Genomic DNA, 12,669 nt, shown 5'->3' with positions numbered 1-12,669 from the left:
GGCGCGGTCAGGAGGAATCCGAAGCGGACTTTGGCAGGAGACGGAAATGCTGAAAAGGGGTGTGCCGGATGAACACGCAGTCTACCGTACCGCTGACAAAGATGGTCGAACAGATGAGGCTCAAGTGCCTGACGCCGGAGATTGACATCACAAACAAACAGCTTGTAACGCCGCAGATCAACCGGCCGGCGCTTCAGCTCACCGGGTACTTCGATCATTTTGACGCGGAGCGTATCCAGATCATCGGATACGTCGAGTATACGTATCTGGAGCATCTGACGAGAGAGCAGAAGCTTCCGATCTATGAAAAGCTGCTTTCCTACAAGATTCCATGCCTGGTCTATACGACGCGGACGGTGCCGGACCAGGATATGATCAATCTGGCAGGGAAGTACAACATTCCGATCTTCGCGACGCAGCGAAGCACCAGTGCCTTTATGGCCGAGGTAATCCGCTGGCTGAATGTGGAGATGGCGCCGAGCATCACGATTCATGGCGTACTCGTGGACGTATTCGGCGAGGGTGTTCTCATTATGGGCGAGAGCGGGATCGGCAAGTCGGAGGCTGCGCTGGAGCTCATCAAGAGAGGACACAGACTCATATCCGACGATGTCGTCGAGATTCGCCGAGTGTCGGACACTACCCTTGTCGGAACGGCGCCCGATATTACGAGACATTTTATAGAGCTGCGGGGAATCGGCATCATCAATGTCAAGACACTGTTCGGTGTCGAGTCTGTCAAGGACACGTCGAATATCGACCTGGTCATCAAGCTGGAGGAATGGGACAAGGACAAGGAATACGACCGGCTTGGTCTTGAGGAGGAGTACACGGAATTCCTCGGGAACCGGGTGACTTGTCATTCCCTGCCGATCAGGCCGGGAAGAAATCTTGCCGTGATTGTCGAAACGGCGGCTGTCAACCACAGACAGAAGAAAATGGGGTATAATGCCGCTCAGGAGCTCTATGACAGAGTCCAGGCCGGCCTGAAGAAAAACATGAACGGTGACTGAAGAAGGAGTGGAGGGCATTATGAAGAAATATTGTTTTGGAATCGATATCGGGGGGACCACGGTAAAGTGTGGTTTCTTTAATACAGAAGGCGATCTTCTGGAAAAGTGGGAGATTCCGACGCGGACAGAGGAGAACGGCAGCAGGATCCTGCCGGATATCGCGCAGACGATCAATGACAAGATCGCGGAGAGAGGACTCGACAAGGGCGAGATCGAGGGAATCGGCATCGATGTGCCGGGGCCGGTCCATGAGGACGGGCATGTGGATTTCGCGGTGAACCTCCACTGGGGTGTCGTGGATATTGTCGGAGAGATGGAGAAACTGACCGGGATTCGCACAAAGGCACTCAATGATGCCAATGCGGCGGCGCTCGGCGAGTGTTGGAAAGGCGGCGGCGCCGGCTATCACAATCTGATTATGGTGACGCTCGGAACGGGCATCGGCGGCGGAATTGTCATCAACGACAAGGTGATTGCGGGAGCGCATGGAGCCGGCGGAGAGATCGGACACGGGCATGCGACGGAGGAGCTGACGGAACCGTGCAACTGCGGCAATGTCGGCTGTCTGGAGCAGGTTGCCTCCGCGACCGGGATTGTCCGGCTGGCGAAGATGCGTCTTGAGAAGGATGACAAGCCGTCTGTCCTGCGCGGGAGAAATTTCAGCGCAAAGGACATCTGGGATGCAGTCAAGGCGGGCGATGAGGTAGCGGATGAGATTGCCGAGAAGTTCGGCTTCTATCTTGGGAGAGAGCTTTCGATCTATACGGTTGTCTCTGATCCTCAGCTGATTGTCATCGGCGGCGGCATGTCGAAAGCCGGGACGGTTGTTCTGGACTATATCCAGAAGTATTACCGCCAGTATGCATTTGCGGCCTGCAAGGAAGTGGAGTTTGCACTTGCCACGCTTGGCAACGACGCAGGTATCTACGGGGCAGCCAAGGTGGTTCTGTAACGACAAAATAGGCTGCAGTCTGTGAGGGGTGCCCGATCAGCGGGGATAAAGTCAGGAATATTCAGGAGAAATCAGCCGCCGGCGCTTTCAGCAGGAAGCCCGGCGGTTTTGTGTTCACAAATTTTTAAGAAAGGTTTCCTTGTGACGGACAGGGAAATGAGTTAGGATTAGGAAACAGCGCGGAGCGCTGCGTGGATGAAACGCATCCGTTCAGATCTGAAACAGGAGAATGCATATGAGCAGCAGATTGAAAAATACAGAGGAGACCGCCCGGAGACCGAAGGGGAACAAGCGGCAGAGAAGACAGCAGATCATCGCTGCCGTGATTGCGATCATTCTAGCCGGCGCGATGGTCGCGACCCTGATCCCGAGCTTCCTCATGTAAAGGAGCAGCGGACAGGCGGCAGGAATAAAGGAGTATAGATTGCGGATAAGGCTACAGAATATGAAGGGAAGACGGCTGGCGCTTGCCGTCTGCGGCGGTCTGATGATGATCGCGGCAGCTGCGGGGAGCGCACAGGCGTCGGAGGCAACCATTACAAAGGGCGTCAGCATCGAGGGGGTTGACGTCGGAGGTATGACAAAGAGCCAGGCGGAGGCGGCCCTTGAAGAGAAGGCACAGCAGCTGGGGCAGACGAAAGTGACGTTGATGATGGGAGACAACCCGGTCACGACGACGCTGGGCGAGCTGGGATATACCTGGACGAATACCGATATCGTCGGAAAGTGTCTCACGCTTGCATCGTCTGGCAATATTGTCGAGCGGTACAAGGAAAAGAAGGATATCGAGAAGGAACCAAAAGCTTATACGATGACCTTCTGCGCGGATAACGCGAAGGTACAGTCATTTGTGGAAAGCTGCTCGGCCTACAATTCAGATCCGGTAGAAGGGTCGATCCAGATGGGCAGCGACGGGATCCCCTATGTGGAGGGCGGAACGGACGGCCTGACGCTGAATGTCGACAAGTCCGTCGCGGCGGTTGAGAATGCCATCAGCGGATGGACGGGCGGCGATCTGAAGGTGGATCTCGTTGTCGATAAAAAGAGCCCCGATGTATCGGCTGAAACACTCTCAAAAGTGAAGGATGTGCTGGGAACGGCCACGACCGACTACTCGGCGTCCACTGCCGCGCGGGCGGTCAACGTGGAGAATGGCTGCAGACTGATCAGCGGAACCCTGGTCTGGCCGGGCGATGAGTTTTCCGTCACCCGGGCGGTGACACCGTTCGCGGCGGAGAACGGGTATGAGCAGGCCCCGTCCTATGAGGAGAACAGGGTGGTTGATTCCTATGGCGGCGGAATCTGTCAGGTCTCCACGACACTGTACAACGCGGTGCTGAAGGCAGAGCTTGATGTGACAGCCAGATCGAACCACACGATGATTGTCAATTATGTCCAGCCGAGCAAGGATGCGGCGATCGCCGAGGGAATCATGGACATGGCGTTCGTGAACAACACGGACTCTCCGATCTATATCTACGGGTACTGCTACGGCGGACAGATCACCTTCACCATCTACGGGCATGAGACGAGGCCTTCCAACAGAAGCATTGAGTTTGAAAGCAAGGTCACGTCACAGACCGATCCGCAGGGGATCCAGCTTGTGGCGGATACCTCCCAGAATGTCGGGTACATCAATCAGGTACAGAGTCCTCATACGGGTTACACGGCGGAGCTGTGGAAGAATATCTATGTGGACGGACAGCTGACCGACTCCGTGCAGGTCAATTCCAGCACGTACCAGGCTGTCGGAACAATCTATGACGTCGGTGTCGTGAGTCAGAGCAGTGCGGTGACACAGGCGATGTACAGCGCCATTGCCTCCGGGGATGTCAGCCAGGTTCAGAACGTGATCAAGTACGGGACAGGCGCGGCGCAGAGGCAGACGAATGCGCAGGGGCAGAACGGTGCATCCGGCCAGACGGATGCGGCACAGGGACAGACGAATGCCCAGACGCAGACAGACGCATCCGGTCAGTCAGGCACCTCGCAGACCGATGCATCCGGGAATGCCGTGATATCTGTACAGTGATGAGGAAAAAATCATATGAGGAGAGGAATTGTCAGTCAGGCAGTGTATGAGCGCTCCATCGAAAGACCGCTTTCTGCGGCAGGCGTTTTCAGCGGAGGAGCGGGACATTGCCGGGACCTTTCCGGGCGTATACTGGCCGTCCACAGCACCGCATCCGGTGCTGTGGACGGCTTTTGCCTTCCCGGGGCGGAAATGATTTTTGATGAAGCGGTCAACAGGCTGGATGAGACACCAGACTGCATACAGAAGCGGATGCCGGCATCGGAAATTAGTTACGCAGAAGAAGCGGGTGCCGGCTGTGGGATGACAGTGGTATCCGTTTCTGTGCTTCTTCCGCCGGATATGGAGGAAGACGGTCTGAAGAAACTGGTACAGCGGCTGGGACAGGAAGCGAAGAAGGCCGGCGTGGAGGTGGAGGCATTTTCTGCATCTGTCAGTGGATCGGTGCTGAATCCGGTTATCAGCGTTTCAGCGGGGAGAACATGGGCGTTCGAACCGGCTGCGCCTGCGATGCAGTCTGCAGGGATTGGCAGTATAGCCACTGAATTCATGGAGAAAAGCGGTCTCACAGATGACAGGATGTCAGAAGGCTGTGATCTCCTGATGGTCGGGACGTGCGGGGCCGCCGGGACAGCCGTTCTGCTGCGGAGCTTCCAGGAACGGCTTTCCGGACATTTTCCGGCGGGATTCCTGAAGGGCGCAGAGCGGATGGAAGAGAACCTGCTGACGGTAAGGGCGGCGGCTCTGATCCGGACGGAGGAAAAGCAGGCACAGCTTCAGTGTATCGGAGAGGGAGGCGTCTTCTCGGCGATGTGGACGCTGTGCGGGCGCCTTTCCTGCGGGATGGATGCGGATATTCATCTGATTCCGATCCGGCAGGAGACGATCGAGATTTGCGAGGCTCTGAACCGGAATCCATACAGGCTGTATGGGGTGGGCGATCTTCTGGCTACTGTGCGCAGCGGGGAAGCCGTTTTGCGGAAGCTGGAGAAGGAAGGTCTTGAGGCGGCTGTGATCGGAAAGCTGACGAAGGGACCTGGACGGTATATCCGCAACCGGGATATCACCCGGTGCCTGGAGAAGCCGCAGTGCGACGCCCTGTTTGAGGAGGGCTGAGGCACGGAATGAGCCGGTTGACAGAGTCTGTGCCAGCAGGTAGAATGAAAAAATATAGAAAACAAAGGTGACTTACCGAAAAGTTTTCGAGGCATATTCATATCAGACAGATAGGAGCGAAAAATTTATGAGAGAACAGATTCTGGAGCTTCTGGAACGCAATTCCAGAATGACTCCTGCTGAGATTGCCGTCCTCCTCGGGTCGGGAGAGGAAGTCATCGCCTCCGAGATCAAAAAGATGGAGGAAGAGAATGTCATCTGTGGGTATAACACACTGATTGACTGGGATAAGACCGGTGCCGACAAAATTACGGCGCTGATCGAGGTGCGCGTGACCCCGACCAGAGGACAGGGCTTTGACAAGATTGCGGAGCGCATCTACAACTATCCCGAGGTTCAGTCTGTCTATCTGATTTCAGGCGGGTATGATCTGCTTGTGATTCTTGAGGGAAAGACGCTGAAGGAGGTATCACACTTTGTATCGAGCAAGCTTTCCACGCTGGATTCTGTGATCTCAACAGCCACCCATTTCATTCTGAAGAAGTACAAGGATGACGGAATCATCTTCGACAAGAAGAAAAAAGATGAAAGGATGCTGGTGGAGCCGTGAGAGATCCAATCGGGAAAAAGGCCGCAGAGCTGAAGCCCTCCGGCATCAGAAAGTTTTTTGACATTGTGGCAGAGATGGATGATGTCATCTCGCTCGGCGTCGGGGAGCCGGACTTTGACACGCCCTGGGCGATCCGGGACGAGGGCATCTACTCTCTTGAGCGCGGACGGACCTTCTATACATCGAACTCCGGTCTGAAGGAGCTCCGCACGGAGATTGCGGCTTATATCCGCAGACGGCTGGGCGTGAACTATAATCCGGTATCCGAGGTTCTCGTCACGGTCGGCGGGTCGGAGGGAATCGATCTGGCGTTTCGTGCCATGATTAACCCCGGAGACGAGGTGCTGATTCCGGAGCCCAGCTATGTTTCCTACAAGCCGTGCGCGATCCTTGCGGATGCGGTTCCGGTCGTTATCCCGCTCAAGGAAAAGAATCAATTCCGGCTGACAGCGGAGGAGGTGGAGGCGGCGGTCACACCGAAGACGAAGATCCTCGTGCTTCCATTTCCGAATAATCCGACCGGGGCGGTCATGACACGGGCGGACCTCGAGGCGGTCGCGAAGGTCTGTATCGAGCATGATCTGTACGTGCTCTCCGATGAGATTTATTCGGAGCTGACCTACACGGGAGAGGATCACTGCTCGATCATCCAGATTCCTGGCATGAAGGAGCGGACGATTCTGATCAACGGCTTCTCCAAGGCGTACGCCATGACGGGCTGGCGGCTCGGATACTGCTGCGGTCCCGAGGAGATCATTCATCAGATGACAAAGGTCCATCAGTTCGCGATCATGTGCGCGCCGACCAACAGCCAGTATGCCGCGGTAGCGGCGCTTCGGGACTGCTATGGCGAGGTAGTGAAGATGCGGGAGGCCTATAACCAGAGAAGACGGTTCCTTCTGCATGAGTTTGAGAAGATGCAGCTTCCGTGTTTCGAGCCCTTCGGCGCCTTCTATATGTTCCCGTCGATTCAGGAATTCGGCATGAGCAGCGATGAGTTTGCGACGGAGCTGCTGAAGGATCAGAAGGTGGCGGTCGTACCGGGCAGCGCATTCGGTGACAGCGGGGAAGGCTACGTGCGGATCTCCTATGCCTACTCACTGGACAGCCTGAAGGTGGCGATGGAGCGGCTTTCTGCGTTTATCACGAAACTGCGGCAGCGATGAGTGACTGAAAAGTCTGTTCCGGGATCCAGCGTTATTCAGAAAATTTGATTTGTGAAAGCCTGAAATCCGGCGGAAAAGGGTGAATATCTTACAAAAACAGATACGGCATACCGGCCTGAAAACAGCATATTGAAAAAAATAAACCTCCGTGTTATCATCAGTTTAACTTGTTAAAGTGCCTGGCTGCTCAATTGTTTCCGGCGTAATGCTCTGATTCCAGGACAGGGTTAGCGCCGGATATTTTGTGCGACACCGCGCTATGCGGATGCACAAAAGGGAGGGAAAACATTATGTTTGGCTTTTTGCTTTGTCTGGTGATCCTGATCGCCGGGTATTTCACGTACGGCAAGTTTGTGGACAACACATTCGCGCCGGATGACCGTGAGACCCCTGCGGTTGCGATCAACGATGGTGTGGACTATGTTGTCATGCCTGCCTGGAAGCTGTTTCTGGTACAGTTGCTGAATATTGCCGGTCTGGGACCGATCTTCGGCGCCATCACCGGTGCGATGTGGGGACCGATTGTCTTCCTCTGGATTACCTTCGGAACCATCTTTGCTGGCGGCGTACACGATTATCTGTCCGGGATGATGTCCGAGCGTGAGAACGGTGCGTCGATCTCCGAGGTAACCGGAAGACTGCTCGGTCCGGTGATGCAGAACATCATGCGTGTCTTCTGTGTCATCCTTCTGATTATGACCGGCACGGTCTTCGCGGTCGGCCCGGCAGGCCTTCTGAAAGCGCTGTTCACCGATACCGGCATGAAGTCCGGCATCCTGGTCAATTCGACCTTCTGGCTGGCAGTGATCCTGGTCTACTACTTCATCGCGACCTTCATCTCCATCGACAAGATCATCGGAAAGATCTATCCGGTTTTCGGTGTTGCGCTGATTGTGATGGCGCTTGGTGTCGGCGGCGGGACGCTGATCCTCCGCGGAAAGGACATCCCGGAGCTGTTCACGCATTTCTACAACATGCATCCGGCAGGAAAGGCTGTCTGGTCTTACATGTTCATCACGGTTGCGTGCGGTGCCTGCTCCGGCTTCCACTCCACACAGTCTCCGCTGATGGCGCGCTGCATGAAGAGCGAGCGTCAGGGACACTTCGTCTTCTACGGTGCGATGGTTGCGGAGGGCATCATCGCTCTGATCTGGGCGGCTGCAGCCTGCACCTGGTACACAGGAGCGGATCTTCTTGCGGCCGGCGGCGGTAATTCCACGACCGTCTACTTCATGAGCAAGAGCACGATGGGCGGCATCGGATTCGTGCTTGCAATGCTCGGTGTCATTGCCTGCCCGATCACTTCCGGCGACACAGCGTTCCGTTCTGCCCGTCTGACCATCTGCGACTGGTTCAAGATTGACCAGCAGGGCTATGGCAAGCGGCTTGCAGTCTGCATCCCGGTGCTGGGCGTCGGCGCGCTTCTTGGTTTCGGTCAGACCTTCGGATGGCTGAACTACAACGTCATCTGGAACTACTTCGCGTGGTCCAACCAGACACTGGCAATGCTGGTGCTGTGGGCCGGCGCAATGTTCCTGGCGAAGGAGAAGAAAAACTACTGGATTGCCGCAGTTCCGGCAACCTTCATGAGCGCGGTGACATCCACCTACTTCATGATGGCTCCGGAGACACTCGGCCACATCAAGGCACTGAATGACAACCATGCAGTCGCTTATCCGGTTGGCATCATCTTCGCAGCGTTCTGCCTGTGCCTGTTTATGGTCAACTCGAAGAAGTACCGCAAGGCTTGACGGAACAAGGGAATAACTGAATTGTACGGCGCAGGCGCCTGGACCTGCGCGGAAGAAGGCGGAAGGCGGAAGCCTCCCGCCTTTTTCAAAATGAACGAAGCAATACACGACGCAGGCAATTACGGAAGCGGGAGCATAACGAACGAGATATGATAGTCGCACCTACAAGACTTGGACAAACAGCCCTGAGCCGGGAGACACTGGCTGAGGATAAGAAGCAGTGCCATAAAATCGGCCCGGTCGGAATCGGCGGGCGTGCCCTGTATACAAACAGTTTTTATATCAGCCGATGCTACTATACCTGCTGGCAGGACATCCGGAGGGTATTCAAGAGAGTCGCCATGTCGAAGGGCGGCTTTACAGGAAAAGGAATTTTTGCGACAACACCGTACCTGGTTGTCCAGAGAAGCGATGGCACTGAGCAGCAGTGCAACTTCAAGATCGAGGCGGAGGTCGACGAGGCTCTGGAGGAGATTCACAAAAGGCATCCGGAGATTCCGGTCTACAGTGCGGAGGCTGAAAAAAAGCTGCGGAAGGCAAAGGCAGAGCAGGAAGCCAGGTACCTGAAGGAGCTGCCGGAGGACGCGCTTGAAACAATTCAGGAGCTGGAGAGAGCGAAGGCATATCTGCAGAAGGATGAGCGCTACAGCAAGCTGATTGTCTTTGCGGCAAAGCAGAAGCGTTCGCTCGACGGGACAAAGACATCCCTGAAGACTTTGGCTGCCCTGATTGATGCCGGCTCTGTGGCGCTCATCGCGGCAGGGCTGTATCTCAGGATGGTAAAAGGGAACAGCATGGGCATTTACCTTGCCCTGTTCGGCGGTGCATTTATCCTGTCGGTGGCGGCTTCGCAGATTCTGCCGACGCCGCACCGCAACCGGAAGACGGCGCAGGCGGACTGGGAAGAGGCCCTGAGGCAGATGAAGGGTTACATCGGGAAGACAGATACATTCCCGGTGCCACCGCAGTACGCGCACCCGGTCGTGCTGGACCGGATGATCCGCGTCGTGCGGGAGGGCAGGGCGGCGGACGAGGAAGGCGCGCTGGAGGCTGTCAAGAAGGATCTGAAGGCGCTCAACGCCAGTGTGACCGTCTCGCAGCAGGAATATGATGAGGTTGTGACGATCAAGCCGCTGTTCATCGTGAGCGGTTATCAGTGATGATCCAGGTACAGGCAAGGAGAAGGGAAGAAGAAACAGGACAGTAAAGGAGTGCAAGCGAATCTATGAAAAGCCTGATGGAGTTTCTGAGTCAGGAAGGAGTCAGCAGCATGCTGCTGGATCGTGTAGCCGAATACAGAAAGACATATGACGCCATGGAAATTCCGGAGGATACCAGCCGGCGGATCCCGCAGTCGGAGGTTCGTTACTATGGGACAGGCGTCTGGGAGAAGGCAATTGCCGCGCTGCTGAGCGGGGAAAATCTGTTGCTGGCGGGACCGAAGGCGACCGGCAAGAATGTCCTTGCCGAGAATCTGGCGGAGTTGTTCGGGCGTCCGCTCTGGGATGTCAGCTTCCATGTCAACGTTGACGCATCCTATCTGATCGGAACTGATACCTACGATGGCAGCAGGGTGACATTTCGCCCCGGCCCGATCTACAACTGTGCGGTTTACGGCGGCTTCGGGATACTCGACGAGATCAACATGGCAAGAAATGAAGCACTGGCGGTTCTTCACGCCACGCTGGATTTTCGTCATGTGATCGATGTGGCCGGATACGACCGGATTTCGGTCAGTCCGGCTGCCCGGTTTATCGGAACCATGAACTACGGCTATGCAGGGACAAGAGATCTGAACGAGGCGCTCTGCTCGCGGTTTGCGATTCTGGACATGCCGCTGATCGGGGAGGGGGATCTTCAGCGGCTTCTGCAGGATGTTTTCCCGACAATCAGGCCGAAGATCTGTCAGCAGTTTGTCTATCTGTTCTATGAGATTGAGAGGAAGGCGCAGGCGGCAGAGATTTCCGAGCGGGCGCTGGACCTGAGAGGCCTGATCGACGCGATCCGGCTGGTGGAGAAGGGGATCAGCTCGGGCGATGCGCTGGAGATGTGTATTGTCAACAAGACCTTCGACGCGTATGAGCGCAGGCTTGTGACGGATGTCATCAAAAGCAGGATTCCAACCGATCTGAAGCGGGAGGATGTGTTTGAACAGACGGCAGGACAGGGAGAATGAGCGGTGATCAGACAGCACTATACGGGAAGCAGCCGAAGGGCCGTCAACGTCATATGGAATGCATCCGGGAGATATGACTTTGATCCTCCGTTTCTGGCCTTTTTTCCTAATGGGGATGCGGACGATTACTTCAATCTCGTGATCGGTCTTGCGGCAAAATGGCTGGATCTCGACCGGCTGAACGCTTTTTTTGACGGGCTTGGACTGTCAAACACGGCGCAGGAGACATCTGCGGTTCTGTGGCTTGGCATTGAAAGCTGTGTCTATCAGAAGGAGTTCCCGGATCGTCCCATCCTGGCGCAGCTTCGGAAAGAACGGGCAGAAGCCTTTTACGTATACACTGCGGGGCTGTCGAGGCAGCAGATGATGCTGCAGAGCATGAAGGTGTTCGACCAGGAACAGGCCAGATGGGCAGATGTGCTCGGGAAGAAGGCTGTGCTGTCGCCGGCTGCAGTGAGCCTGTCAAAGGAGCTGATGTTTTCGGGAGATCTCGATACCGATGGTGTCATCAGGGAAATGACCCGGATCTGCGAGGAGAGGTTTCGGCTCAGAGGCGGTTATGGAGCAGAGCTGTCTTATAGGAAGATCGCGGTCAGAGGACTTGCGGATGCATTTGCAAGACGATTCATGAAAAGAGAGCTCCGGAGCACAGACCTATTGATTCTGAGGAAGGGATCCGGAAATGGAGACCGGAAGGGCAGCATCCAGCTGGGGCACCGGATCGGACAGGCGCATACATCCGGCAGCTCGGAGAAGGATCAGTCTTACATACGGGACTGCTTCGGCCCCTGCCTGTATTCGGACAGGGAGATGCGTATTCTGGAAAATGCGCTCTGCACTGGGACAGATGCCGCCTGCAGGCTGTGGATTGCGGATGGTAGTGGATCCAGGCATGGGGGCGCTGCTGCAGAAGTGCCAGACACAGATCATTCTGTGATGGACGCAAGTTCTGCTCAGAGCCAGGAAAGGCTCCTTCAGCAGGAGCAGGAAAATCAGCGGCTCCGGAATGTCCGGTTCTATCAGGATCATATCTTCCGGATTCAGGAAAACATCCGCGATCTGACGGCCCAGACGGATACGATCTTTGCATCCTATATGAATGATCTGCCGAAGCGGTCGAGGAGGGGCAGAATCGATGCGGAAAAGGCCTGGAGACTTCCGGTTTTGTCGGATCCGGATGTGTTCTGGTCTGACTCGGATATCACGGAGTTCTCCGTGACCGTCGATCTGCTGCTCGATGCCTCCCAGTCCCGGATGAACAATCAGGAAATGATCGCCTCACAGGCATATATCATCGCAAAGAGTTTTGAGAGCTGTGGCATCCCGGTCCGGGTCAGCGCATTCCGCTCGCTGCGCGGTTACACGGTTCTGCAGCGGCTGAAGCCGTACAAGGATAAGAAGTGCGAGGGAATTTTCCAGTATTATGCCGGTGGGTGGAACAGGGATGGTCTGTGCCTGAAGATGATGGATTATCTGATGAAGGATGAGCAGGACACGATGGCTTCCCAGCGCATCCTGCTGGTGCTCACGGATGCCAGCCCGAATGACTCCATGCAGGTTCCGCCTGATGAGAAGCATCTGTTTGCCAGAGAATATGAGGGGGATCTGGCGGTTCAGGACGCGGCGGATGCGGTCCGTCAGATGCAGCGGGACGGCATCCGGACAGCAGCGATATTCTTCGGGGCATCCGCCCATCTTGACAATGTCCACCGGATCTACGGACAGAACTACACCCGGATCCGCAGCCTGAGCCAGTTCTCAGACGCCGTCGGCGCCCTGCTCAAGAGAGCACTGGAAGACAGGGGGACTGCCTGAACGCATCCAGGACCGATAAGAATCATGACAGCCCGGAA

General features: G+C 55.8%; 11 protein-coding genes. All 11 read left to right on the top strand.

Annotated features, from left to right (window positions below):
- Nucleotides 1–68 precede the first annotated feature (68 nt).
- On the top strand, nucleotides 69–1,013 hold the full coding sequence (gene hprK / locus FYJ35_RS10450) for an HPr(Ser) kinase/phosphatase (RefSeq protein WP_154526271.1): 945 nt from the start codon (nucleotides 69–71) through the stop codon (nucleotides 1,011–1,013).
- 19 nt (nucleotides 1,014–1,032) lie between these two features.
- Complete coding sequence (locus FYJ35_RS10445) at nucleotides 1,033–1,965, top strand: ROK family glucokinase (RefSeq protein WP_154526269.1); 933 nt, start codon at nucleotides 1,033–1,035, stop codon at nucleotides 1,963–1,965.
- Nucleotides 1,966–2,200: 235 nt separating this feature from the next.
- Nucleotides 2,201–2,350: a hypothetical protein gene (locus FYJ35_RS10440; protein ID WP_154526267.1), complete on the top strand. Its 150-nt coding sequence runs from the start codon at nucleotides 2,201–2,203 to the stop codon at nucleotides 2,348–2,350.
- Between the two features lie 60 nt (nucleotides 2,351–2,410).
- Entirely contained in the window at nucleotides 2,411–3,997 is a 1,587-nt protein-coding gene (locus FYJ35_RS10435; protein WP_154526265.1) for a VanW family protein, read from the top strand.
- 15 nt (nucleotides 3,998–4,012) lie between these two features.
- A complete protein-coding gene (locus FYJ35_RS10430) occupies nucleotides 4,013–5,113 on the top strand; it encodes an AIR synthase-related protein (RefSeq protein WP_154526263.1) in 1,101 nt (366 codons plus the stop codon).
- 127 nt (nucleotides 5,114–5,240) lie between these two features.
- Complete coding sequence (locus FYJ35_RS10425) at nucleotides 5,241–5,723, top strand: Lrp/AsnC family transcriptional regulator (RefSeq protein ID WP_154526261.1); 483 nt, start codon at nucleotides 5,241–5,243, stop codon at nucleotides 5,721–5,723.
- A complete protein-coding gene (locus FYJ35_RS10420; RefSeq protein ID WP_277067925.1) occupies nucleotides 5,720–6,889 on the top strand; it encodes a pyridoxal phosphate-dependent aminotransferase in 1,170 nt (389 codons plus the stop codon). The genes FYJ35_RS10425 and FYJ35_RS10420 overlap by 4 nt, the downstream gene beginning before the upstream one ends.
- A 290-nt stretch (nucleotides 6,890–7,179) precedes the next feature.
- Complete coding sequence (locus FYJ35_RS10415; protein WP_154526259.1) at nucleotides 7,180–8,640, top strand: carbon starvation CstA family protein; 1,461 nt, start codon at nucleotides 7,180–7,182, stop codon at nucleotides 8,638–8,640.
- A gap of 149 nt (nucleotides 8,641–8,789) precedes the next feature.
- Complete coding sequence (locus FYJ35_RS10410) at nucleotides 8,790–9,800, top strand: ATPase P (protein ID WP_154526257.1); 1,011 nt, start codon at nucleotides 8,790–8,792, stop codon at nucleotides 9,798–9,800.
- 65 nt (nucleotides 9,801–9,865) lie between these two features.
- Entirely contained in the window at nucleotides 9,866–10,816 is a 951-nt protein-coding gene (locus FYJ35_RS10405) for an AAA family ATPase (protein ID WP_154526255.1), read from the top strand.
- Nucleotides 10,817–10,819: 3 nt separating this feature from the next.
- Nucleotides 10,820–12,631 carry a vWA domain-containing protein gene (locus FYJ35_RS10400; protein WP_154526253.1) on the top strand — a complete coding sequence of 604 codons (1,812 nt, stop codon included), beginning with the start codon at nucleotides 10,820–10,822 and terminating at the stop codon, nucleotides 12,629–12,631.
- Nucleotides 12,632–12,669 lie beyond the last annotated feature (38 nt).

Origin of the sequence: Porcincola intestinalis (genome assembly GCF_009696445.1) — a bacterium.
GTDB lineage: Bacteria > Bacillota > Clostridia > Lachnospirales > Lachnospiraceae > Porcincola > Porcincola intestinalis.
The sequence above is the reverse complement of the archived record's forward strand: the minus strand, read 5'-3'. Positions and strand labels throughout refer to the sequence as shown.